We start from the raw sequence: 25947 nt of genomic DNA, 5'->3' as shown, positions 1-25947 counted from the left end.
TACGAGTTTTTGGATTGGTCACGAGAAATACTCCTAGAAACCCGGTTTCTGAGATTTACGCAGAATAGATATCAAATGGGTTCTATAGGGAACTTAAACGCCTGAATCTAACTTAATATTTGCTACATATTACCACCAAGCGAACTCTTGATGCGATCGCATTCAGACAAAACTTCTCATCCTTGATTTTCCCGTCCTCAGCAATATCTGATGAGTTTAATTTTGCCTACAAACGAATTTTATATTTGCTAAAAAGCTGTCGCTGGCCGCCAAGTCCAAACAGCCAAATCGCCGCGACTATCCAGTGGACAAAAATCGCAGCCCAAGCAGAACCGGTCAAGCCATAAACAACAGTGCACGCTACCCCCAAAAGTCCGGTCAAAAGTAGAAAAATCGGCTGACAAAATGTGGGATATCCTTCGGGGAACAAGGTGATTGCCCTCACAGGATGGTAAATTATGTAGGAGCACAAACTCAATCCAATCCACAGCATCCAAGCAGTAGCGGTTACTCCTTCTGTGGGATGGGGAAGCAGCACAACTCGAAACAGCCACTCCTCGAATAATACGGGGAGAATTAGCGCTTTTATTGTGAGAAACAGCAGGTTCCCGAAATTGCCCTTAGGTGCGCTTACTTGCAAAAAACCCACAGCAACACCGAGGGGAATGGCGACGGCCCCGTAGATTAACAAAGCCCAAAGTGCGATCGACAATCCCCTCACATCCGGGAAGGTTGTAAACCCGGCAAAAGAGCGAAATATTAAACTAGATAAGGCGGGAAATTGCCCGAACAAAACAGTCGGCGCCACAGGTAAAATATCCGGGTTATGGCCACCGACTTGATTAGTGCGAAGAAACCAAAGTTGAGCGCCAGCTTTGAGGAAAACGCGGCTCAATTCATCCTGGGCACCGCGCGGCAAGATCGTCCGCCAACTCATCAAAGCCGCTAACAAACTATCGCGCGTGACAAACTGCGGTTCGTCGCCAGTTCCCGATAAAACTTTAGCATTCTTTTTCCAATCCGATCGCACAATTCCCAAGGGAATCAACTGTTGTTTCAGGGCATCTCTCAAAGCTGCTAGTTGCTGAAAGCGGCGAGTTTCCGGGTGATTGGGATGGGCTTTAATCCAGTTTTGGATTGCTGGATTGACATTGACTTTTTGGGCGATCGATTCTATCGTTAAATACAGAGCTTGATTGGAATCTTGCACGCAGGAAGTAGCCGGAGTAACTGTCGCATTTCCTGTCCCGTCTCCAGTCCGGTAGCGGGCTGCCATTATTTGCAAATTCCCTAACAATTCGTCGAGGGGAGAAAGTGTAATTCCGCCCAAATTGTAGTCGCGAGAAATTGCATCTAATTTGACAATAACATCGGATACCGGACGAGTCCCCAGCCAACCTCTCTGCAAGTTTCCCATATAATTTGCCCAAGTTGTACCACCCGCAACAATGGCCTCTGGATTATGGGCATAAACTTGTTCGTATTTGATGTCAAATTGCAATTCTTGAGTGAAAGGATCGCGGACAATTTCAGCGATTCCGTAGGCGAAATGTCCGGTAACAGTACCCCCGACAACTGATTCGCCTTGTGTGCCACCGATACCGCCGAACAGGTGAATTGCTAAAGCCCGATCGCCCTGTTTCCATTCTGACATCAAATTGGGCGATCGCTCGGCTGAATTATCCACAAGTACAGTTTGGGCTGTACCTTTGCGGCTTTGAGTGTTTTGCCAGTTTTGAACCTTAATATAACTGAGTGCGGGATTATTTCCCACAATAACTTGTTGTGGCGCTAGTTGAAAGAGCGATCGAGGTTTAATCGCCTCAACCGTAAAAATTCCCGCAGCATCTTTCGCACCGTAAATATACCAACCACTTGTCCCGACAGGAGAGTTTTCTATTTGCTGGGGAGTCGAGGGAAAAATGCCGCTGCGCTCGGGCGGCTGTTGGGGAAATCGCACAGTTTCCTCTACTCCGTCAAATTGTTTTGAAACAAAGTTATAATGACGAACAATTCGGTATTCGTTTTCACAAGGTGCACTTCCCGGACAAACTTTTGGTACGGCTCGACTTTTGGCAGTTGCCGCACCGACAAAAGCGACTAAACTGTAAAAGCGACCGACAATTTGCACCGGTTCGCTGTCGGTACGAATCACCGAAACTCGATCGCTAGCTGGGTACAGCGTCACCGAATTTAAACTAACAGTAACATCGTCGTTAGGTCGCGCACCAGCGAGAGATTGCAGCGGGCCAACTCGCAAACGGTGGTTAAGGTGATCGGGATGAACGTTACCTTGACTTGTGCTCTTTTGTGTGCTGTTGGTAAACTCGACATTTACGGTTAAATTTCGTAAACTCGACTTTTGACTCCAGGCCAAACGCACTTTTTTACCGATTAAATTTTGAGTATTTGCCGGAGCGTGGTAGACTTCAAGCCAGACCCAATCTTCCCCAGGCAACTCCTGCATTTGTTTGGGAGTGGGTAAAATAAGTCTCCCAGTCCAATCGCCAGTCGGTAAATACAAGTTAGATGCAGCGGTTTGGGCTAAAGGATAGTAACTCGGTTGATTGAAAGATGCCCGAGAACTGAGAGAATAGTTAGAAGGTCGATCGCTCGGTGGAGCTTTCGGATAAAATAGGATTAGGGCGATCGCACATACAACCAACAATCCCAGCCAGCGGCGAAAATAAAGCTTACGTTGATAACTCATATAATTTTAGATTGAGGAATTCGGCGGCATCAGAATTTTAGGATAACAACGCTCAGATTCAGGTCGCAAACGATCGCCTCCCACGACTACAATTAGGTAATTACCGGATAAAATATCAACAATAGACAAGATTGCATAAGTCTTTGATTGATACAGAAACCGCAGATATCAGGCAGATAAACACAGATAAACGCAGATAATTTCGGGGCGTTTTTCGATTTTTGCAATCTTGTCTAATCTCCTGCTTCTACCTTCGCATCTTCGCGTCTTCGCGGTTCGTTAAATAACAATTATTCCCCACAAACAGAGTAACTCTAAACTATTTTAGACCAATATTCCGCAGCATTTCCAAATGCTTGTGCAGGGGTGCGATCGTATTAGCTGCGATCGCCCCGCTAGCAGCAACCGCCGGCAAACCAATCCCCGGAAACGTGGAATCTCCGCAGCAAAACAGCCCAGCTAGAGGCGTTCCCGGCCCAGGAAACAAGCCGCTACCCGCGCGAATTCCCGGCCCGTAGGAGCCCCGATTTCTCCGCAAATACCGTTCGTGGGTGAGGGGTGTCCCGACTAAAGTGACTTCGCAGCGCGATCGAATATCGGGCATAATTCTCTCTAACGCCAACCACATCACCTCGGCGCGCGCTTGCTTTTGCTGTTTGTATTCGGCGCTAGTGCGATTCCCTACGGGATAGCTGCGCCGCGCGTGCTTTTGCCACAAATCGTAAGGCTCGTTACCGGGCGTGTAGGCGTGAATAACGTGTTTCCCCGCAGGCGCGAGGTCGGGGTCGAGAAGGGAGGGAATCGAGACGAGAACAACGTTCTGGGGCGCGGAAACTCCCAGTTCCCAGTCTTTGACGAAGATATAGTGACACGCCAAGTCCGATCGCACTCCGGTAGCATCAATTCCCAGATGTAAGTGCATGAAACTGTCGCATTCGGGAGTCGCCTGTCGCTGTTGTCGAAACCGTTTAGGGACAGAGTTTTCCGGTAATAGTTTCAGCGTATCCCAAACCGACGCGTTAGAAACGACAGCTTTGTGCGATCGAATAACTTTGCCCGATCGCAGCCGCACGCCCGCCGCCCGGTTGTTTTCCACCAAAACCTCTGCAACGTGGGAATTTAGCAGCAACCGCCCTCCGTGGCGCTCTAAACCGCGTACCAAAGCATCGACGAGGGCTGCACTCCCGCCGATCGGATAGTCCAAAACGGCATTGGGGCGATACCAGTCCGCAAACATAAAAGCTACCTCTGCTGCGATCGTGCCGTCGGCGGGAAGTCCAGACAGCAGGAAACACAACAGGTTTAGCCAATTTTTAACAAACGGATCTTGCACATTTTTGTCCATAATTTTGCTAAAAGGGCCTGCCAGGGCGATCGCATCGCCAGCACTTTGCAAAAAAGCCGGCGCAAATTGACCGAGAGTGATCGCAGCGCCCAAATCGAAGCGCAAAGCCAGTGAGGGTAAGGCTGTCGCAGCTTTGGCGTAGGGTTCCATCACCCGTTGAAGTTGTTGCCATTCCGCTGCTGCTGCACTACCGCGCAGTTTTGCGATCACCTCACCAAATTGACTCGCGCCTACAGACGTGTCAAAATCGCCTTCTGGCAAACAGCAACCCCAAGTATCGTAAGTGATACAGGGGAGTTTTTCGCCGATCGCATCGAGAACTTGTCGCAGCGGATTTGCAGAGGGGCTGTAGGACAATCCCGAGTACAAAGACGGCCCGGAGTCGAAGGTAAATCCGTCCCGTTGGAAGCCGTGGGCGGCGCCGCCCGCGATCGAATGACTCTCGCAGACAATCACGTCAAATCCATAGCTAGCCAGCATTGCGCCGCAACTCAACCCGCCGATACCGCTGCCGATAATGATAATTTCCGTGTCCGTGGGGGCGATCGTAACCATGTTATTCTCCACTACATCCCCTAATATTATTACAAACCCCTCTCTTTCCCTCTGCGCCCTCTGCGCCCTCTGCGGTTCAATACCTCAAAAAAATCCATTAGAAAACGAGCATTCCTATATTATTAGTTAAATGGAAAACATATCAATTCTAGAACAAGCCGCCAAATCCAATCCTAAACCATCATCCGCCGCCGTAGTCGCAGCCCTCCTCGAAGCTGAGAAAAATGCCAAAAAAATTAAAACTCGCTATTCCTTGGAGCAACTAACCGGCAATTGGCGCTTGTGCTTTATCACCGGCACCAAAAAGACTCGACAAAAAGCCGGAGTTGTGCTAGGCGCCGGACGTTACATCCCCGAATGGGTGGCAAAAATTCAAATAGCTTACTCAGTTGAACCGGTTGGTGAAGGTGAAAAGCCCAGTACCACGGGCAGGGTGGAGAATTCAGTGTTCGTTGGGGCGATCGAACTAACTCTTTCCGGGCCGACTAAGTTTTGGGAGAATCAGAATATTTTAGCATTTGACTTTACCAGAATTACTGTAAAATTGTTGGGTAAAACAGTTTATCAAGGATTTATTCGCGGTGGTGAATCGCGCGAGGCAGATTTTTTTAATTTGAGTGTAGGCAAGCAGGCATTTTTCGCATATTTTCTAGTAGAAAACGAGATAATTGCCGCCAGGGGAAGGGGCGGAGGATTGGCTTTGTGGCGCCTCGTAGGGGTTCCCTCACCAACAATTGATAATTCCCACCAACAACCGACATAAACCCGCCGCAGAGACCAAATTAACTCGCCAGCAATTAAACTGCTCAGATATTTATGGATTGTTAATGAATTTATTACAACAAAAGCATCTAGTCAAAAAATATGAAAATGGCAAACAAAAACAATATATTGCTCTTCACATTCTTCTGTTTTAGCACCATAGCAACTTGGGAAACAGGACTTTTCGCACCATCCCAAACAGCCACAGCCCAAATCACCCCCGCCGCTGACGGCACCAATACTCAAATCGCTCCCAACGGCAACCAATTCAACATCCAAGGCGGCCAACAATCCAGCGACGGCACAAATCTCTTTCACAGTTTCCAACAATTTGGTTTAACTCAAGGACAAACTGCCAACTTTATCTCAAATCCCAACATTCGCAATATATTAGGGCGAATTGTCGGCGGCGATGCTTCGATAATTAACGGCATAATTCAAGTTACAGGCGGCAATTCTAATTTATTTTTAATGAATCCGGCTGGGATTGTTTTCGGTGCCAATTCGAGCTTGAATATTCCCGGTTCTTTCACTGCAACGACTGCGACAGGCATCGGTTTTGGCAATAATTGGTTTAGTGCAGTAGGCACGAATAATTACGCACAATTAGTCGGAAGTCCGAACACTTTTGCTTTTACAAATCAACCGCCGGGAGGAATTATCAATCTTGGCAGTTTGGCAGTAAAACAGGGACAAAATTTAACTTTATTGGGCGGCACGATTTTGAGTACGGGACAACTTGCTGCACCGGGAGGAAATATTACTGTTGCGGCGGTTCCCGGTCAAAATTTAGTGAGAATTAGCCAAGCTGGAAATTTATTAAATTTAGAAATCCAACCTATTACTGATGCTTCATTGCCAATTGCTAATTATCAAGCTTCTACCTTATCAAGTGCTCAATTGCTAACAGGGAAAGGCGAGAGTCATGCAGCCGGAGTAACAGTCAACAATGATGGAACCGTACAGTTGACTGGTGCAGCGGGAATCGTGCCAACTAACCCAGGAACGGCAATTGTGGCTGGTACTGTTGATGTTTCTAGCGACAGTGGAGGAACTGTCAACCTGTTGGGTTCGCGCGTGGGTTTAATTAATGCCAATATCAACGCTTCCGGCATTAATGGCGGTGGCAGCGTGCGCGTTGGCGGTGATTACAAAGGTCAAGGTGCAGTGCCAAATGCCTTGCGTACATTTGTGAGTAATGATTCCACAATCAATGCTGATTCTATCAGAAATGGTGATGGTGGCAGGGTGATTATTTGGGCGGATGGGCTGACAGGTTTCTATGGAAACATTAGTGCTCGCGGTGGCAGCAATTCTGGCAACGGTGGCTTTGTTGAAGTATCGGGGAAAGAAAACTTAATTTTCCGAGGTGCAGTAGATATTTCGGCATCGAATGGAACTTTTGGCACATTGCTGCTCGATCCAACTACCTTGACGATTGTTGATAGCGTAGCTGGTAGTGGAACTCTCGATAGTGTTAGCCTATTTTTAAGCAGCAAGATATTGGCTGGTGACGGCAATATTGGTGCTAATACTGTTAGTTGGGAGCTAATTAATGCCCTAGGTGCTAATGCCAATATTATTTTAGAAGCAACAGGAAGTATCACTATCAGCAATATCACTGGTGTGGTATCTGGTAAAGCAGATTTAGTTGCCTTACCTTTGACTTCTGGTAGTCTGAGAATCTCTTCAACGGGAGGCGGAATCACATTTGTAGATACCAATGATACTATCCAGACACAAGGAGGATCGATCACCTTACAAGCGCTGGGTGGAAACATCACAGCCGGCACACTATCTACAACAGCATCCCCGGTAGCTCTGATCTCAGCGTTGGGAGGTAATGTTACCCTTGAAGCAACTGGTGACATCTCAGTCAATTCCATACTTGCTAATAGTAAACCCGTCAGTATCACTAGCGGTGGTAACGTCAATATATCTGGGATGGTATTCACTCAATCTTCTGGGACAATTGGCGGTAATATTGCGATTAATGCGACTGGTAATATTACCACTGCCGACATACTATCTAATGGAGGGAGTTCATTTACCGGAATTGATGGGAGTGCAGGAAATATCTGGCTCACCAGCCAAAACGGTAGTATTAATACTGGGTTAATCAGAGCTAAAGGCTATGGTGGTGACGCCGGAGATATTCGCTTCCAATCTGCTGGTAACATGAGGACGGGCGGGATTGAGGCTATGTCTAATTCTGGCAATGCAAGTGGGGGAAATGGTGGAAATATTACGCTTACCAGTCAAACAGGATCTATTGATACGGGTGGAACTTCTCTTGTGTCTGACGGCATAAATAAGGCAGGCGATATTACTCTCACTGCTGCTAAAAATATTATTATAAATAATTCTTTTGCAGCTACAGATGTCAACTCTAATGTTAACACCGCCGGAACAATTAAATTTACGACTAACACAGGTACGATCGATACTAGGGCTTCAGAAATTAGGTCAGTTAATACTCAGGGTGGGAATTCTGGAAACATTATTTTTACCAGCGCTCAAAATATTCTTACAGGTGATGTAATTACTCGTGTGGATAACGGTAATGGACTTGCAGGAGACATTATTTTAAATGCCCCGAATGGTACGATCGATACCACAGCAGGCGGATTAAATTCCATAGCTTTAGTAAATGCAAATGGTTTGGCCGGAAATATTCGATTCGATGCTGGTAAAGATATTTTAGCTGGCGACGTAATTGTTGTTTCTAAAACAGTAAGTCCCTTGCAAGGAGATATTAACTTGCTTAGCCGTACAGGAAATATTCAAACCAGATCAGGAGCCTTACAGGCATCAAATCTTAGCGGTAGGGGGGGCAATATTACCCTAAATGCACCAGCGGGCAATATTACTACTGGGCTGGTGACAACTGAATCTATTGGCAATGGTGGCAATATTAATTTTATCTGTAGTGGAGCAATTGATTCTACTGCCAAGCAAGTGTTATCGACAAGCCAGAAGGGTAATGGAGGTACAATTACATTTCAAGCTGGGGGCAATATTTCCACGAACACTGTTAATGGACAAGGGAACTTAAATGGGGCAAATATTAGTTTGCAAAGTGGAGGTAGCGTTAATACTACCGGAGGAATTATTAACTCTCTTGGTGGCAATAGCGGCGGCAGTATCACCATCAAAGCTGCCAGCAATATTATTACATCCGATATCGCCTTGCTGGTAAGTGGGGTTAATGCAAACAGCGGCAGCATTAATATCACTAGCACCAGCGGTAATATTGATACTAGCAAAGGTGCATTAGCCGCTCCTTCTGCTAATGGTACAGGTGGCAATATTACTCTGAGTAGCCCTGTTGGTAAGATAGCGATTAGCGTTGTTAATGCTATTGCTACTGGCAGCGGTAATGGTGGATTACTGGCTTTTGATGCCAAAAATAGCATAACTATTAATAATGGGAATATCGCTACCAAAAACAATGATATTAACTTCAATGGTGCGATTTCTATGACTGGGGATACGTTGGTCAGCATTAAAGGGACTGGTGACATTACTTTTAAGTCTACAGTTGACGGGCCGTACAATCTGACTGTGAAGCCGGAGGCTGGAATTGTTCGATTTTTCGCTCCTGTGGGCAGCGTGACTCCTCTCAACAGCATCAATATTCAAGATGATATCCCTGCAACTCCTGTCGCTCTTAGCGTGCGCGCCACAAATAATATTACTGCCCAAAATATCACCTCGGCAGCGGGAATTACACTCACCAGCGATAAAGGAGCAATTCAAACAGGTAATCTGAATTCAAGTTCGCCTAATAATGGTGGCAATGTTACTTTGAATGCTGGTGGTAATATTACTGTCAATCAAATTGACACTCAGAGCCTTGGTAGTGGTACAGGTGGGAATATCTATGTTTGGACTGAAAAGTTTTTTCGGGCGCTCAACTCTTTTACAGATAGAAATGGGGTGGCTGCTAGCATTTCCGCTGCGGGAGGTGCAGGGGATAAAGGCGGTACCATTTTGCTGCGTCACGGCGGTAATGGACTAACGCCTTTTATTGTTGGCAATTCAACAACTAACGGAACTGCTGGTGCTATTACTAGAGGAAATGGCACGGCTGAGTCAACGATTTCGTCTGGTAACAGCTATCTTTATACACACAAACAGGATACACAAAGGATTGAAATTCGATCGGTTCCAAATCCTCAGCCATCACCAACACCAACTCCTGCGGCAACACCAACTCCTGCGGCAACGCCAACTCCTGCTGCAACGCCAACTCCCGCGGCAACGCCAACTCCTGCTGCAACGCCAACTCCCGCGCCTGTGGCTGCAACGCCAACTCCCGCGCCTGTAGCTGCAACGCCAACTCCCGCGCCTGTACCTGCACCTGTAGCTGCAACGCCGACTCCTGCGCCTGTGGCTGCACCTGTAGCTGCAACGCCGACTCCTGCGCCTGTGGCTGCACCTGTAGCTGCAACGCCGACTCCCGCGCCTGTGGCTGCACCTGTAGCTGCAACGCCGACTCCCGCGCCTGTGGCTGCAACGCCAACTCCTGCACCTGTGGCTGCAACGCCAACTCCTGCACCTGTACCTGCGCCCGTAGCTGCAACACCAACTCCTGCGCCTGTGGCTGCAACACCAACTCCTGCGCCTGTAGCTGCAACACCAACTCCTGCGCCTGTAGCTGCAACACCAACTCCCGCGCCTGTGGCTGCAATTACTGCATCGCCAGCACCTGCAACTACTGCGCTTGGAGTTATAACCGTTGGGAGTGCGTCGCCGACACCGACACCGGCGCCACCGCTGCGTGTATTTGCCCCAACCCCATCACCAACTTCCCAAAGCTCCGCGCCAACTCCACCCTCAACTGCCACAACAACACAGACTCTATCCCCAACTGCTGCAACAACTACAACCCCATCTCCAATAACAGAAACCGCCCTCGCCCTGCTATTTCCCCCAATACTCGAAACCACTTCCTCCCCAATCTCCGAACCCGCGCCCATACCAGGTTTTCCCCTCAACATCCGACTGCCGCAAACCGGCTATTTATCCACACTGCCACCCCGCACAGCCCCCACACAGCCCTCAACTCCCACAACTCCCAGCGCCGCCGATCGCCTCCCCGCAACCCCAACAATTCCATCGAGCGACCAACTCACCGCCACAAATCTAGCCACTCCCAGCCCGATCGCCCCCACAACCCCGATCGCGCCAAATCCAGCGCCCGCAGCCCTTCAACCCTCTTACAGCCCGCCTGTAGCACAAATTCCACCCCTACCTGCACCCATTCCCGCACCAGTTCCCGCACCCGTACCAGTTCCCGCACCCACACCCGCCCTAGGGCAAAATCCGCAACAAGATTTAGCTTATTTAATTGGCGATTTATTAGGAGCCAAAACCACTATCACCCCAAATCCTGCCACGGGAAGCAGCACTTTTAATTGGGCATTTACCGATTCCAAAAACAACTTTTCCCTCACACCACCGCTCATTGAACAGTCGAATCTGACTTTAATAACGCCTTCAGAAAACCCACCAGAAAAACCCCCCGAGCTGGGTTCTTCTCCTACAGAAAAAGCCGACGCATGGATAGTCTTAACTCCCGCACCCGCTCCCGTTGCTGCGCCTATTATTGAGCAGCCAGTTGTTGAAAAGGAGGCTGATTGGTTGGCCAACCTCCGCCAAATCGCTCCGCCACAAACTCCCGCACCCGCACCCGCACCCGCACCAACTCCTGCACCCGCACCAACTCCTGCACCCGCACCAACTCCAGCGCCAGCGCCAGCACCAACTCCAGCTCCGGCACCGACTCCCGCACCCGCACCAACTCCCGCCCCCGCACCGACTCCCGCACCCGCAGATATCCCGAATCTGATTCCGTTAGAAATTAGCAGGTTTAGCGTCGAACAAACTTTAAACCAAAACAATGCTAACGATGCTGTCGGCTTGATTGACCAACTCTTTGAACAAGATTATGAGAATTATTATGGGGAAAATTTCACAGACAAAAAAGTAACGGTTGAATATCTCAGAGAAACTCTGAAAAAAATCAAGGAGGAAACCGGGAAGCAAGCTGTGATTGTTTACGCCATCGTCCGTCTCGAAGAATTATCCTTAGTGTTAGTAGTTCCTGACGGCCCTCCGATTATCAAAAATATCACTGTCACAAGCAAAGATTTGCTAGACAAAGTGAAATATTTTCACCGTTTGCTAGCCGAACCAAATGATTATGAAGAACAAAAATTATTGTCAACATCCCAGGAACTTTACCAGTGGTTGATTGCGCCTATTAGTTCAAAATTAGAAGAGTTAAAGATCGATACGCTAGTGTTTTCTTTTGATAGCGGTTTGCGCCAGTTGCCGATCGCAGCTTTGCACGACGGACAGCAATTTTTAGTCGAAAAGTACAGCCTCGGCTCGATTCCAAGTGTCAGCTTGACTAACACGAATTATCAAAGCTTGAAAAAATCCCGAGTTTTAGCCATGGGTGCTTCGGAATTTCCCCACACCGATAAACCTAAATTGCCTGCGGTGCCGATCGAATTATCTGCGATCGCAGGTACCGTCAGCAACAACCAAAATCCAGCCCAATTGCCGTTGTGGCCCGGCGTTTCTTTTCTCAATCAAGACTTTACTCTGGAAAATCTCACCAAACAACGGCAGCAACAAGCCTTTGATATTGTTCACTTAGCTACTCACGCCAGCTTTCCGCTGCACCAAAACGGACGACAAGAAGCTGAGATTGATTTGTGGCAGCGTTCTTTGGCTTTGGATGAATTTCGGTTGGCAAAGTGGTACGATCGCCGACAGGTCGAGTTATTGGTGCTGAGTGCGTGCGAAACTGCGATCGGCGACAATAGCGCAGAAATGGGTTTTGCTGGACTCGCCGTGCGTAGCGGTGTTAAATCAGCTTTGGCGAGTTTGTGGAAAGTTAACGATTACGCGACTTTGGGGCTGATGACTGAGTTTTATGCTAATTTGCGATCGGCTCCCATGAAAGCTGAAGCCCTCAGACAAGCTCAAATAGCGATGATTCGCAAACAAATTGTCATTAAAGACGGCAAGTTGCTAGGCACTCAAAGGGCGATCGATCTTGCTCAATCCGCAGAAGTACCAAATTCAGATTTATCTCACCCGAAATATTGGGCCGGATTTACCATAATTGGCAGTCCTTGGTAATAAACTGGGGCGCATCTAATTTTAACGATCCTATTTCAATAAACGATGAGTGAGCCGTTGCACCCGAGGCAGCCAGAAAGTTAAATTCAAATGCCGTACAGCTTATTTGTAGGCATATCTGAACCGTCAGGCGCACCACTCCGTCGCCATCTTACATTGACTCGCGGGATTTGGCAAAAATAAAATGTATCCCAGAGGACTATCTTTTAATGTCATAAATTTGCTATGAATAGCAAAACTAAACACTCTTTGGGGCAAAACCTGTGGGCAAGTTTGATAAAATATTCAATTCAGAAGACAAATCCGAAGCCAGCTTGACTTCAGAGGAATCCGTAGCGGCGGTATCACTTGTCGCAGCCGAGGCTAATTCTCCTGACGCGGATGCTGATATTTTAGAAAGCATACTCTGGGACTCAGAAGTATTTGCTGAATACTCGGAAGATGATATGTCCGCAATGTTTAAAAAACTCGCAGGTATTATCAGCCAAGACGGTTTAGGAGCGTTATTTAAGACTGCTTGGCAATCAATGCCAGATGAGTTAGTTTTGGATACTTTTGCCATCACCGCAGCCATGTTTGTCATTGATGGAGAAGTGTCCGAGAAACACCTGGCGTTTCTCCAGGAATTCCAGCAAGTATTAGGTGTAGAAGATGAGGAAGCTGAGGAAATTATCGAGGATGTAGTTGCTGCGTACTCGCAAGTAGAGGATGTCGAGCCTGAGTTAGATGTAGAGGGGCCGTTGTACGTATCTCCTGAAGGCAATTTTAGCGTTTTGATTCCAGTTGATGAGGCCAAAGGCGGTAGAATTGATGAGGAAGAAGGCTGTGTCGCGTTTTCTGACGACTTTGGTATTTTGCTGAAAATTGATTATTTCCCGATCGCTGGTGAAGTGGAAGAATTAATCGAGTCAGCCGGAGAATCACCCTATCTCACCTCGTTTCTTAACAATTTTATTGATGGGGAAATTCTTACTAAATTTCCCAAATCTAAGTTACTCTACACGGAATATTTAGAAGATGAAGAAGCTTATTTCGCGGTTGTCGATTTGCCGGCGGGTGCAACTCTCAGCGTCCAAGAAAATGACGGCTCTCTGACTCGGCTCGATGCTTACCGGGGATTTATGGCTTTTATCGCTGAAGATTTTTGCTATACGATAAGCTGTCAGCGAATTTATCACCAGAAGCAGGAATTGGGTTCTCTTGAGTCTGAAGTTGAGGACATGATGAACAAAATTTTCGAGTTTATTGAGACTGTGGAATTTTCGCCACTCGAATAAGTACAATTTGTACCTTTCGTAGTACGGTTCGTAGTGCGGACTTCAGTCCGCTCTCTGTCTGCGGACTGAAGTCCGCACTACGAACATTTCGCAGTGCGGTTAATCTATCGCACAGGATATGGCAGGTTTTTGGCATAAAATTGTGCGACATTTCGCAGTGCGGTTAATCTATCGCACAGGATATGGCAGGTTTTTGGCATAAAATTGTGCGATCGAGAACAGGTTGTTTAACCGATCCTCGATCGCACTTCCAAATACACTCACTCAACCAGAGTCGAGAAATAGCAGCAATTAGCCACAATTTTCGATTAATTAGTAGTCTGAGCTTCCACCAATCTTTGCTTGAGTTCTTCCAGAGCGCTCGCCCAGCGCGGATCTGGCTGCACCGAGCCGGAGTCAGCACTCGAAACCGTTGTTGCTGACTGATTGCGGCGGGACTTGTTGTTGTCACTCCGACGGCGATTGCTTTTGCTAGAACCGCCACCGCCACCTTGGGTAGGAGGGGCCGAGCGTTGCTGTTGCTGCGGTGCGGGTATTGGCTGCGACGGCGACGCCGACACCAACTGCGGTGAAGCAGGCGATGATGACTGTTGCTGATCGTCTTCGCCCTTCTCGGATTTACCCTTAGAGCGGGGAAGTGCCTTTTCTATTTTTAGGGGGTTTTCTTTAAACATCAACCCGTTATATTTCTCAATAACTTGGTCGGCTTGTTCGTCGGTGAGCACCGTCACAAAACCAAATCCCCTGCATTTACCTGTTTTGCGGTCTGTAATTACCTTGGTAGTAACAGATTCCCCTTCCGGTGCAAAAACTTCTTGCAATTCTTGGCGGTCAAGTTCTTTGGGTAAATTGCCAACATACAGACGAATAGACATGAAAAATTCCTCCAGACTTGGATTCTAATTAATTTGCTCGAACAGCGTTACCTGAAGTCAATTGAATATTGACCGCAGGAAAAAACCACATAACCACAGAATTTGCACATTCCTCCCACCAACCTTGACAGCTCCCCCCATCTTTTAGAAAAAGATGATTTACTCTGATAAGGCCGTAACTTAACCGCCGATGCAGAGAGCTTTTAAATCTCAGGTTGTTGTGTAAACTTTTAGTCATCACTCAAATGTTGAGGCTATTGGCTATTCTGTATTACTTGCTTCCGGTTTTGATTCAGAATGTTTATAGCCAGGGCCGTGTAGAAATTTATGTCCAAGGATGTCAATTGCAAGCGATCGGAATGCCAGTATTCAGTTTAATACAGTGATGGATAAAATCGCTAACATTTTTTGGGCCAGTAATTTTACCTCGCTCCTAATACTGAGGACTATTGACTTACCCAGTATCCCTCAAATCGGGCCCGGCACCGTCCGACCATTCTTTAAAGGTATCACAGCCTTGGTAGCAGAGCTAGTTATTTAGGAAGATTTCACGCCGAATTGAACGCAAACTGCATCTGAATCACTTTTTTGAATTGATTCCCCACAGCGAAATTGGCTGTAGAAAAAAAACAGCCGACACGCGGCTGGCTGAACTTGCTGTGTTGGGAGGTTGACAATTTTTACGCAATGCCTTAGAGATTTTAGCCAACTGAAGTTATTGCGCTATTTGGTTCAATCCAATTATGTAAATAAATGTAACATAACGTCGGCAAGAAAGCAATTTTTCTTTACGAAGTAGGCAGTGGGCAGTTGGCAGTGGGCAGTTGGCGGTTGGCGGTTGGCAGTTGATGGCAGCAAGAAAGGGCTGTACGATGCGCGCTGCGCTTGAATATCCCATCGGGTGCGGGCTCAATGCCAAGCCGATCGATCGCCCATCCGCGATTTAACTCAACACTCATCTCCGGCTGGGGATTGCCTCAGTCATTTTAATCAAATTTTGGGACGCTGCTCAAAGCCCATCCCACAAGAAAAAAGATTTTTGTGGGATGGGCTTCTAGCCCGTCCTATTTATTTGGGCAAGAAGTCTAATAAATAAAATCTCAAATCCCAAATCTCAAATCCAAAATCCAAAATCCAAAATGGTCTCATGTTCCGCCCTGGGTAATAATGTATGCGCCCCAAAAGGCAGCAGCAAAGGCTAGAATTGCAGACCAAATTGGATGTCCGCTGTCACTAACTATCCCGGATTGACTGCGGAGAGTTTCTAGGTCGATCGCCACAGTAGCACCTCGGCGCAGCCAACCAGTCGCAACAACGGGTTTTCCGATCAAATCGCAGGGGCGAGTTGTCTGTTTGAGCAACAATGGGTACAAAGAGCCGATCGGGCCAATCATCGAAACATAGTGCAACCTCACTAAACCCGTTGCCGTTTGCAAAATTAAATCCTGTCCGAGCCAATTGTCAATACCATGCCTACCCAAAAGTTGCCCGGAAAGCTGCACAGGTTGAGCATCTAGGGGCAGAGTATCTGGATTTGACAAAATTTCCGGTAAACTCGGCGAAACGGTTTTTCGTGGGGTAATGTCGGGGAAAAAATGATTGATCCGCATCAAAGTACCGAGGCAAAATCCGATCGGCAAACAGCCCCAAAGAATCGATCGATCGCCCAAAAGCCAATCGAGTTGCCAAATACTCGTCTTGGAAAACAGCCAGCTAACCGTCCACAGCAGCGCCACAATCCCCAAACTCATCGGAATCCCAAAAAACGGCGCACCTTGTAACAAGAGTTTTGAGTCTTTAAATTCGAGTATTGACTCAAACAGAGACAATTTTGCTTTCTGAGATTGCTCCGGCGACAGACTCGCCAAATCCAACTCCGTCTCCAGTTTCCAGAATTGAGCGTAGAGTTGCAAGAGATTCAAACGCTCTCCCATCAAAGGATGCGTGTTGTTAATTGTCAACCAAGTGCGATCGGGATTTGTGACATCCCAGCGCAAAATCTGTTCTAGTGGCGCTTGTAATGCAGCACCACCGAGGGTTAAAGCTTGGGCGACGCCGACGGGTAACAATAAATCGAAACTTTCGAGAAAAAAGCTGGTTTGTTGTTGCTGTTGGATATTTGCAGCAATGCCGATCGCAATTTTAGCGATAGCGCGCGTCAAACCGTTAGGATTGCCGGTAATTTCTGCTGAAGTGCGATCGCTAAAATAGACTCTCCGGCGCGACAACCACAACATCGGCCAACGCAATAACTTATAAATCCCGTAACTTGTAGCAGAAATTGCAGCGGTGATAACTCTGACACTACGACGCAAAAAGTCGATCGTCATTAAATCGCACAACCGTTCACCCCAGTAAGCAGTCTGCCAATATATAAGGTAAGGAATTTGAAGTATCAGCATCGCCAACGACATCGGCGCAAAATCCCAATGAGAAATATGGGCTAATTCCCGCGCGAAAATAGCTGCAATTTCATCATCCGTGAGTTGATCCAACAGCCCTTGACTGACAGTAATCCGAGCAAAACGAGGTAAACAGCCGTAACTAAAAGCTACAGGAACCTTCAGCGGCAAGAGTTTCAGCACAGGAGTCGGCATATTTTGCTTGGTACAAAAACTGCGGAGTACGCGGCTAGCTTCCTTGCTGTGTTTGGATAAAACAGAGGCGCGCAGGTTTTCGATACCGCCAAATAGTTTTAGGAGTGCGTCTGTCAGCCAGGGAGATGAGGCCAAAAGCAATCCGAAAACAAACTGTAGAAACGGAGTTGGATCTCGGTAAAAAAGCTGAATCGGCTGGAAAATTGGCACCCTAGTAAATATATAAAGCTGAACTAATAGAGAATTAGTGTTTGTCAGCAGGAATTGTAGGACAAATCGGGCTAGGAAAAACAGGGCGATCGCACTTGCGACAGCTTCGATCCGAAAATTCAGCAACTTTAGCGGTTTGAGAGGGCGCGGGCTTTTCACGCGCCCCGCTTCGCGCCAAGTTAGTTGATAAGTATCGGGGCTGGCGAATCCGGGGATATCTGTTGGGGAACCGGAACTGTTTTCATCGCTAGTTTCTGCATCCGTTGCGGTTTCCGTAGGGGCGGTGCCCCCGTGCCCGCCCTCTAATGTCTCTAATGTGGGGCGAATCGGCGGTTTGGGGGGTGGAGGTGGCGGTGAAATATGTGTCGATTTGGTGTTTCCCGGCCCGACAGTCGGCTCTAAGGGTGAAAATCCGGTTTTTTTGTCTGCGGTTGGTCGTAGCGAAGCGGGGCGTAAGCCATCGCCCTTGAGCGTATTTTTCGCAGATTTTGTTCCTAAATCAAACGCGACAAAACCTGTTTCGGGGGGAGTTTCCGGTGTTTTTGGAGGGAGAGGTGGGGTTAATTCTTTTAAAGTGCGATCGGCCCAGGTTTTGATTTGGGTGTTGGGGATGTTGGTGAGGGAAGTGCACAGGGCGATCGCGCTTTGGAGATTTCCGGTAGCTTTGTAAGCCGCCACTAACCCCATTTGGGCGCGGATTCCGGGCGGTTGATTTGCTGCGGTTTGGGTGACGGATTCTAAAAGGGCGATCGCGCTTTGGTAATCTTTTTGTTTCAAAGCAGCTAACCCAGCCTCCAGAGACTGTTTCAGAGATGAATCCGCCGAATTTTGATTGTTTGGAGATGCCATAACTGTGATTGCGCTTGTGTCTTGTCTAACATAACCTCACCCAAAGGCAATTCGGCAACTATAGCCCAATACACTTGGGTTAACATTTGTTGTCATTGCGAGCGTCTTAGCGAAGCAATCGCAGTGTCTGTTTTTCATATCCTTTTACCTCCACAACCGTCTTAACCCAAGCGTATTGGCCGATAACCGAATAAAATTTAGCTAACAAAATACCTCTTGCACTCATTCATAAGCTATCTTAAAATAATCTGCGTTCATCTGTGTTTATCTGCATTAAATCTGCGGTTGACATATTAATCAAAAATTTAGACAAGCTTGTCTAAGGTAATTGCTCGCCCGCACATCAGTTAATCGACAACTATCATAGTCTCTGCGATTGCTTCACTAAGAGTTCGCAATGACATTAGCAGATTAATCCATAAACCACCACCAAACCCGAACAACTATGTCAATAGACGACGAAGACTTTGAAAGCCAATCGATCGCAGACGATCGCAAATTGCAACTTTTCACCGACAGACACGAATTTACCCGCCGATTTGCCTTTTATTTAAACGAAGAGCCAGCCCGCGAACAAATTTTGTATTTTTACGGAGATGGAGGAAACGGCAAATCCTTGCTGCTAAAACACTTGCAGTTTCACTGCTGCAAAAGATTTAAGCCGGAAGTTTGGCAAGAATTGCGCGAAATCCCAGAAGAAAAAGCCGCCGAAGTTGCCGATTTCGTCCGCTACGCAGCAGCCAACACCTACACTTCCATACCCGTAGTGCGGCACGACTTCGGCTTGATACGGATAAAAGAAGATAAACCCCAAGATAGATTTTACGGTTTGCTGATGCTGCGGCGCAATCTGGCAGAGTCAGCCAAGAAATATAAATTGAAGTTTCCTAATTATGATTTTGCTTGCTTTTGGTATTTGCTCAACAAAGGCGAGTCAGACGCAACTCTCAACCAACTTTTCCCCAACGATCTGATTGATTTTTTGACACCTGTAGTCGAAACATTTGCCGGATTTCCCGTGGTGTCGCAAGTCGCGGCGGGGCTAAAATTGATCGATAAATTCGGTGGCATTAAGCGCACGATGAAATTAATTCAAACGCGCCTCGGTGTCAGCGATGAAAAAGCTGATGAAATTCGCCGTAAAGATATTGATATTGAGTTAATCGACTGTTTACCGAAATTGTTTGCGGGCGATTTGAATGCGGCAATGGCTGGGAAACACAAACCCGAACGCCTTGTCATGCTATTCGATACTCACGAGAAATTTTGGGATGAAAAACGCAATTCTCAAGGCGCAACTTTTTGGTATCAAGATGAGTGGTTTCGGCGGTTGCTGAGGGCGATCGATTTTAAATCGGGGATTGTGGTTGCTGTGGCGGGGCGTGATTCCCCAGTCGCACAACTGCGGTGGCCGAATGCGCCGAGGTTTCCGATTCCTGAAGATTATATCGATGCACAATTGGTTTGGCATTTGTCTCCGGCTGATGCTAAGGATTATTTGCACAAAGTGGAGATTGATCGGCCTGATTTGGCGGATGCTGTGATTAAATATGCCAGCGTCAATCCCGATGAGAGTTGGGAGAATTTGCAGGTACATCCGTTTTATTTGGGTTTGTGCGCGGATGTGGTGTTGGCTGAAAGGCGCAGGGGGATTGAGTTGCTGTCGTCGGATTTTGCGCGGATTCCGAAGTTGGAGAATAAGACGGCGGAGTTGACGGATCGTTTGTTGATGTATGTGGATCGCGAAGTGCGATCGGCTGTGCATTCTTTGAGTGCTGGTCGCGCTTTTGATGAGGATTTGTACGTAAAATTGGGATCTGGTTGCCACTTCCATGCAAGCAGTGCAAATTTTGAGATGTTGACGGGTTTTTCCTTTGTGTGGAAATCGCAGAAGCGGGGGGATAACTGGTATCGGATTCACGATTTATTGCGGCGATTGGATGCCGATCGGGATAATCCGAAAACTCGCAAAGCTCATGAATTTTTAGAGAAGCATTACCGAGAAGTGGAGAATGTGGCGGAGGCAATTTTTCATGCTAATCGCTTGGATTGGCAGCGGGGTGTAGAAGAATGGAAAGAGGTGTTTGATGAAGCTTTGAGAAAGAGTCGCTATAAGGAATGCGAGGCGCTGTTGGAAGTTAGAGATGAGTTGTGGATTAAAAGTGATTATTGGCTTGGTAGAGTTTCGCGATCGGAGGGAAATTACTATGCTTGGTTGGCTAGATATGTAGAGGCAAGACAGGAATATTTAGAGGCAGTTGCAGCCTATAATTCTGCTTTACTTATTGCAGCGGATGATATCAATGCTCTCAACAACAAAGGGAATGCGCTGCAAAGTCTGGGTGATTTGCAAGCAAAGCTAAGTGAATTTGAGGCGGCAAAACAGTCTTACTTTGATGCGATCGCTGCCTATGATTCTGCTTTACTTATTGTACCAGATGATATCGACGTTTTCAAGAACAAAGGGATTGCGCTGAAATGCCTGGGTAATTTACAGGCAAAGCTAAGTGAATTTGAGGCAGCAAAACAGTCTTACTTTGAGGCGATCGCAGCCTATGATTCTGCTTTACTTATTGCACCCGATTATATCAATGCTCTCAACAACAAAGGGAATGCGCTGCGATGTCTGGGTGATTTGCAAGCACGGCTAAGTGAATTTGAGGCGGCAAAACAGTCTTACTTTGAGGCGATCGCTGCCTTGAATTCTGCTTTATTTATTGCACCGGATGCTATCTGTGTTCTCAACAACAAAGGGAATGCGCTGCGAGGTCTGGGTGAATTACAAGCACAGCTAAGTGAATTTGAGACGGCAAAACATTCTTACTTTGAGGCGATCGCTGCCTGTAATTCTGCTTTACTTATTGCACCGGATGATATCTGTGCTCTTAACAACAAAGGGAAGGCGCTGTTAAGTCTGGGTGATTTGCAAGCGCAGCTAAGTGAATTTGAGGCGGCAAAACAGTCTTACTTTGAGGCAGTTGCAGCCTTGAATTCTGTTTTTCTTATTGCACCGGATGATCTCGGTGTTCTCAACAACAAAGGGATTGCGCTGCGATGTCTGGGTGAATTGCAAGCACAGCTAAGTGAATTTGAGGTGGCAAAACAGTCTTACTTTGAGGCAGTTGCAGCCTTGAATTCTGTGTTACTTATTGCACCGGATTTTATCGCTGCTCTCACCAACAAAGGGAATGCGCTGCGATGTCTGGGTGATTTGCAAGAAAAATTATCTGAGAGACAGGAAGCACTCAAGAGTTGGCAAGAAGCGCTGGAAATGTTTAATCGAGCTTTAGCCATTGCTCCTAATGACGATTCGATTCGCAATACGCGCGATTCGCTGCAAGAATTTCTCGATGTAAACGGCGGTTGAAACCGCGTCTACACAAACGATGTCCGCCTCCGCGGACTAAAGAAAATAAAGTAATTTCAACGGCATTTCAACGATCGCATTTTCTTCAACCCGCGGAGGCGGGTTTTGTTTGTGTAGACGCGGTTTCAACCGCCCGGTATTATCTTGATGGGAAGGCGTAAATCCGACAAAGAAACCGGGTTTTTCCCTAAATCTGCGAATCACAACGAATAATTCTCGAAAAAACCCGGTTTCTGGCCCCCCACGCAGGATTTACCGACTCCGACAAAGAAACCGGGTTTTTCCCTAAATCTGCGAATCACAACGAAAAATTCTCGTAAAAACCCGGTTTCTGGCCCCCCACGCAGGATTTACGCACTCCGACAAAGAAACCGGGTTTTTCCCTAAATCTGCGAATCACAACGAAAAATTCTCGTAAAAACCCGGTTTCTGGCCCCGCGCAGGATTTACCGACTCCGACAAAGAAACCGGGTTTTTCCCTAAATCTGTGAATCACAACGCGTCTTCTCAGAAAAAACCCGGTTTCTGGCCCCGCGTGCAGGATTTACCCACTCCGACAAAGAAACCGGGTTTTTCCCTAAATCTGCGAATCACAACGAATAATTCTCGAAAAAACCCGGTTTCTGGCCCCCCACGCAGGATTTACCGACTCCGACAAAGAAACCGGGTTTTTCCCTAAATCTGCGAATCACAACGAAAAATTCTCGTAAAAACCCGGTTTCTGGCCCCCGCGCAGGATTTACCGACTCCGACAAAGAAACCGGGTTTTTCCCTAAATCTGCGAATCACAACGAATAATTCTCAGAAAAAACCCGGTTTCTGGCCCCCGCGCGCGCGCGGCGTAAGTCCTAATCGGTACAAAGTTACCAAATGAGACGGCGGTTGAAACCGCGTCTACACAAACGATGTCCGCCTCCGCGGACTGAAGACAATAACGTAATTTCAACGATCATGTTCTCCTCAACCCGCGGAGGCGGGTTTTGTTCGTGTCGCCGCGAATTCCATTCGCCCGGTCTGATTATTCTCCTCAACCCGCGGAGGCGGGTTTTGTTTGTGTCGCCGCGAATTCCATTCGCCCGGTCTTATGAGGGTTTACCTACTCCGCGCTAACGGCCAAACCAGAAACCACAGGCGCGATCGCATTTAACCTCAAAACAGGATGTTCACCTTCCACCTGACGGCAATTCCAGTCATTTCTAAACAACAAAACCGGCCGTCCCCAACTATCCTTCACCGTCACAGTATTAAACAACCGTCCAACCTTCGCCAGCGCATCCCAACCGCCATCAACCCAACGAGCTACACTATAAGGCAACATATCGATCGTAGTTTCGACATTATATTCCGACTGCATTCGGAACTGCACCACCTCAAATTGTAACTGTCCCACAGCCGCCAAAATCGGTTCGCGTTTCGACTCATCAACCGAATACATAATCTGCACGGCGCCCTCTTCCTGCAACTCCGAAACACCTTTGCGGAACTGCTTAAACTTAGAAGGATTCGGATTTCTCAAAAACGCAAAAAGTTCCGGCGAAAAACAGGGAATCCCTTCATATTCCAGCTTTTGACCAGTGTAAATAGTATCCCCGATCGCAAAAACCCCCGGATTGTTCAAACCAATCACATCGCCGGGATACGCAACCTCGATCGACTCCCGATCCTGAGCAAATAATTTTTGAGGCCTTGACAAACGCACCGTTTTACCAGTCCGAGCATGAGTCACGTTCATGTCCTTTTCAAACTTGCCGGTACAAACCCGAATAAACGCCACGCGATCGCGATGTCTCGGGTCCATATTCGCTTGCAACTTAAACACAAACCCGGTAAAGTCTTCATAAGTTGGCGGAAGTTCCCCGGCGCTGCTGTTGCGGGCGATCGGCTTCATCGCGTAATCTAAAAACGCATCTAAAAACAGTTCGACCCCAAAATTGCTCATCGCGCTACCAAAGAAAACAGGCGTCATTTTCCCCGATCGCACCAAGTCCAAATCGAGCTCAGTTCCTAACTCATCCAGCAGTTCCAACTCTTCTTTAAGCTGATAGTAAAGGTCTTGTTCCAACAAATCCTCAATCCGCGGATCGCCCAATTCAATCACCGTCTCAACAGCCGCGCGAGAACCGTGTTTAGTTCGCTCGAACAAGTGAATTTTGCGCCCTCTGCGATCGAAAACACCTTTAAAGCGATCGCCCGTACCGATCGGCCAATTCACCGGATAAGTCTGCAAACCCAATTCCTTCTCAATTTCGTCCAACAAATCCAAAGGATCTCTGCTAGGGCGATCGAGCTTATTAAAGAAAGTAAAAATAGGCAAACGTCGCAGCTTACAAACTTCAAATAACTTGCGAGTTTGCGGTTCCAAACCCTTAGCAGCATCCTCAAGCATCACCGCATTATCAGCAGCAGCCAGAGTTCGATAAGTATCTTCGCTAAAATCTTGGTGTCCGGGAGTATCTAGCAGATTAATGTGATAATTTTGATATTCAAACTGCAACACAGTAGAAGTAATCGAAATTCCCCGCTGCTGTTCCATCGCCATCCAGTCAGAAGTAGCGTGTCGCTGAGCTCGCCGCGCTTTCACAGAACCTGCTTCGTGAATTGCACCTCCGTAAAGCAGCAGCTTTTCTGTCAAAGTAGTTTTACCCGCGTCAGGGTGCGAGATAATAGCAAAGTTGCGCCGGCGCTCAACAGCAGTTAGCAGTTCAGTTTCGAGTTCTGTTGTCATCACAAATTAGGTAGGGGAATCATCACCCGATCGCCATTATACCCTGTGCTACAGTGACTATTAAAGGTAAACTTATTGCTAAAGCCAAGGGAATAAAAGCCATATGTACGACTCCGACAAGCGGAAGCTGCTATCACTGGTGTGTCACGGGGCGATTTTTTTCAGCACGTTACTGTTCTCGATCGGAGCGCCGATCGCCGTATTGTTAGTTTCAGATGACCCCGTTGTCAAAGAAAACGCCACAGAAGCAATTAATTTTCACCTGAATGTATGGCTGTACAGCGCTGTGATTGTGGCGTTAACTGTGGTGACTTTTGGGCTAGCCGGATTTATCCTAGTGCCCCTAGGTTATCTGTTGCACTGGGGACTGACAATTATGGCTATCCTCCACGTTTTGCAAACTCCTAATGAAGCTTACCGCTACCCTTTTATTTTCCGCATAGTTTAGACAGCAAATCGCGCTTTAGCATCGATTTAAATAACCCGATTTCTTGCAGAAGTCGGGTTTTAAATTGTTTGATAAATCATGTAAAAATCCTGTGGTTCGTAGTGAGGACTTTAGTCCGCATTCAAGAAGGACTAAAGTCCTCACTACAAACGAATTATCCTGGTTCGTAGTGAGGACTTTAGTCCGCATTCAAGAAGGACTAAAGTCCTCACTACAAACGAATTATCCTGGTTCGTAGTGAGGACTTTAGTCCGCATTCAAGAAGGACTAAAGTCCTCACTACAAACGAATTATCCTGGTTCGTAGTGAGGACTTTAGTCCGCATTCAAGAAGGACTAAAGTCCTCACTACAAACGAATTATCCTGGTTCGTAGTGAGGACTTTAGTCCGCATTCAAGAAGGACTAAAGTCCTCACTACAAACGAATTATCCTGGTTCGTAGTGAGGACTTTAGTCCGCATTCAAGAAGGACTAAAGTCCTCACTACAAACGAATTATCCTGGTTCGTAGTGAGAACTTTAGTCCGCATTCAAGAAGGACTAAAGTCCTCACTACAAACGAATTATCCTGGTTCGTAGTGAGGACTTTAGTCCGCATTCAAGAAGGACTAAAGTCCTCACTACAAACAAATTATCCTGGTTCGTAGTGAGGACTTTAGTCCGCATTCAAGAAGGACTAAAGTCCTCACTACAAACAAATTATCCTGGTTCGTAGTGAGGACTTTAGTCCGCACTCAAGAAGGACTAAAGTCCTCACTACAAACAAATTATCCTGGTTCGTAGTGAGGACTTTAGTCCGCATTCAAGAAGGACTAAAGTCCTCACTACAAACAAATTATCCTGGAGCGAGAAAAACACAATTCCCAATTACCAATAGTTACCGCATTTCAGGAACTCTCACAGCATCGGGAGGTGCCATAACCGCTTCTTTAGCATTCAACTTAATATTCAACTCGCGAATCCGGCGCGACAGCAAGCGAATAATATTAACAGCAATTCCCGGCGTTTCATCGATCGCATCATAAAGCTGCATTTGAGTCAGCATCAAACACTCCGATTGTTCCAGAGTC

Annotated in this window: 11 protein-coding genes and 1 pseudogene; 5 read left to right on the top strand and 7 right to left on the bottom strand. The window is 47.1% G+C overall.

The window, feature by feature from the left end:
• Window positions 1-226: 226 nt before the first annotated feature.
• Both QZW47_RS25850 and QZW47_RS25845 read right to left on the bottom strand, forming a co-directional pair.
• A complete protein-coding gene (locus QZW47_RS25850) occupies window positions 227-2710 on the bottom strand; it encodes a CPBP family glutamic-type intramembrane protease (protein ID WP_293133707.1) in 2484 nt (827 codons plus the stop codon).
• 319 nt (window positions 2711-3029) lie between these two features.
• Entirely contained in the window at window positions 3030-4610 is a 1581-nt protein-coding gene (locus QZW47_RS25845) for an NAD(P)/FAD-dependent oxidoreductase (protein ID WP_293133781.1), read from the bottom strand.
• Window positions 4611-4740: 130 nt separating this feature from the next.
• Between QZW47_RS25845 and QZW47_RS25840 the strand changes: the two genes are divergently transcribed.
• The 3 genes from QZW47_RS25840 to QZW47_RS25830 all read left to right on the top strand — a co-directional run bounded on the left by QZW47_RS25840 (window position 4741) and on the right by QZW47_RS25830 (window position 13807).
• Window positions 4741-5373, top strand: coding sequence for a hypothetical protein (locus QZW47_RS25840; RefSeq protein WP_293133704.1), 633 nt, complete (start codon window positions 4741-4743; stop codon window positions 5371-5373).
• Window positions 5374-5480: 107 nt separating this feature from the next.
• Complete coding sequence (locus QZW47_RS25835; protein WP_293133701.1) at window positions 5481-12530, top strand: CHAT domain-containing protein; 7050 nt, start codon at window positions 5481-5483, stop codon at window positions 12528-12530.
• A 263-nt stretch (window positions 12531-12793) separates the two neighbouring features.
• On the top strand, window positions 12794-13807 hold the full coding sequence (locus tag QZW47_RS25830; RefSeq protein ID WP_293133698.1) for a tellurite resistance TerB family protein: 1014 nt from the start codon (window positions 12794-12796) through the stop codon (window positions 13805-13807).
• Window positions 13808-14115: 308 nt separating this feature from the next.
• Here the strand turns inward: QZW47_RS25830 and QZW47_RS25825 are convergent, their stop codons facing one another.
• From QZW47_RS25825 to QZW47_RS25815, 3 genes are all read right to left on the bottom strand, one after another.
• The gene (locus tag QZW47_RS25825) at window positions 14116-14682 is read right to left on the bottom strand and encodes an RNA-binding protein (protein WP_293133695.1); all 567 of its coding nucleotides are present in this window, start codon (window positions 14680-14682) and stop codon (window positions 14116-14118) included.
• 788 nt (window positions 14683-15470) lie between these two features.
• A complete protein-coding gene (locus QZW47_RS25820) occupies window positions 15471-15641 on the bottom strand; it encodes a hypothetical protein (protein WP_293133692.1) in 171 nt (56 codons plus the stop codon).
• 186 nt (window positions 15642-15827) lie between these two features.
• Window positions 15828-18338, bottom strand: coding sequence for a zinc metalloprotease HtpX (locus QZW47_RS25815; RefSeq protein WP_293133689.1), 2511 nt, complete (start codon window positions 18336-18338; stop codon window positions 15828-15830).
• A gap of 445 nt (window positions 18339-18783) precedes the next feature.
• On the opposite strand from QZW47_RS25815, the gene QZW47_RS25810 reads away from it, so the two are divergent.
• Entirely contained in the window at window positions 18784-21705 is a 2922-nt protein-coding gene (locus tag QZW47_RS25810; protein ID WP_293133686.1) for a hypothetical protein, read from the top strand.
• Window positions 21706-22801: 1096 nt separating this feature from the next.
• On the opposite strand, the gene prfC is transcribed toward QZW47_RS25810, so the two are convergent.
• A complete protein-coding gene (gene prfC, locus QZW47_RS25805; protein WP_293133683.1) occupies window positions 22802-24430 on the bottom strand; it encodes a peptide chain release factor 3 in 1629 nt (542 codons plus the stop codon).
• Window positions 24431-24533: 103 nt separating this feature from the next.
• Between prfC and QZW47_RS25800 the strand changes: the two genes are divergently transcribed.
• Entirely contained in the window at window positions 24534-24878 is a 345-nt protein-coding gene (locus QZW47_RS25800) for a DUF4870 domain-containing protein (protein ID WP_293133680.1), read from the top strand.
• A gap of 876 nt (window positions 24879-25754) precedes the next feature.
• On the opposite strand, the pseudogene QZW47_RS25795 reads toward QZW47_RS25800, so the two are convergent.
• Window positions 25755-25947: pseudogene (locus tag QZW47_RS25795) on the bottom strand (transcriptional regulator); the annotation flags it as partial.

This window comes from Microcoleus sp. bin38.metabat.b11b12b14.051 (genome assembly GCF_013299165.1).
Classification (GTDB): Bacteria; Cyanobacteriota; Cyanobacteriia; order Cyanobacteriales; family Microcoleaceae; genus Microcoleus.
Note: the sequence above shows the minus strand (reverse complement) of the source record. Positions and strands in the feature narration are given on the sequence as shown.

Excerpts from the sequence above, each read along its gene's own strand:
- QZW47_RS25850 (WP_293133707.1), bottom strand. The coding sequence starts at position 2,710 with ATGAGTTATCAACGTAAGCTTTATTTTCGCCGCTGGCTGGGATTGTTG.
- QZW47_RS25845 (WP_293133781.1), bottom strand. The coding sequence starts at position 4,610 with ATGGTTACGATCGCCCCCACGGACACGGAAATTATCATTATCGGCAGC.
- QZW47_RS25840 (WP_293133704.1), top strand. The coding sequence starts at position 4,741 with ATGGAAAACATATCAATTCTAGAACAAGCCGCCAAATCCAATCCTAAA.
- QZW47_RS25835 (WP_293133701.1), top strand. The coding sequence starts at position 5,481 with ATGGCAAACAAAAACAATATATTGCTCTTCACATTCTTCTGTTTTAGC.
- QZW47_RS25825 (WP_293133695.1), bottom strand. The coding sequence starts at position 14,682 with ATGTCTATTCGTCTGTATGTTGGCAATTTACCCAAAGAACTTGACCGC.
- QZW47_RS25820 (WP_293133692.1), bottom strand. The coding sequence starts at position 15,641 with ATGAGTGTTGAGTTAAATCGCGGATGGGCGATCGATCGGCTTGGCATT.
- QZW47_RS25815 (WP_293133689.1), bottom strand. The coding sequence starts at position 18,338 with ATGGCATCTCCAAACAATCAAAATTCGGCGGATTCATCTCTGAAACAG.
- QZW47_RS25810 (WP_293133686.1), top strand. The coding sequence starts at position 18,784 with ATGTCAATAGACGACGAAGACTTTGAAAGCCAATCGATCGCAGACGAT.
- prfC (WP_293133683.1), bottom strand. The coding sequence starts at position 24,430 with ATGACAACAGAACTCGAAACTGAACTGCTAACTGCTGTTGAGCGCCGG.
- QZW47_RS25800 (WP_293133680.1), top strand. The coding sequence starts at position 24,534 with ATGTACGACTCCGACAAGCGGAAGCTGCTATCACTGGTGTGTCACGGG.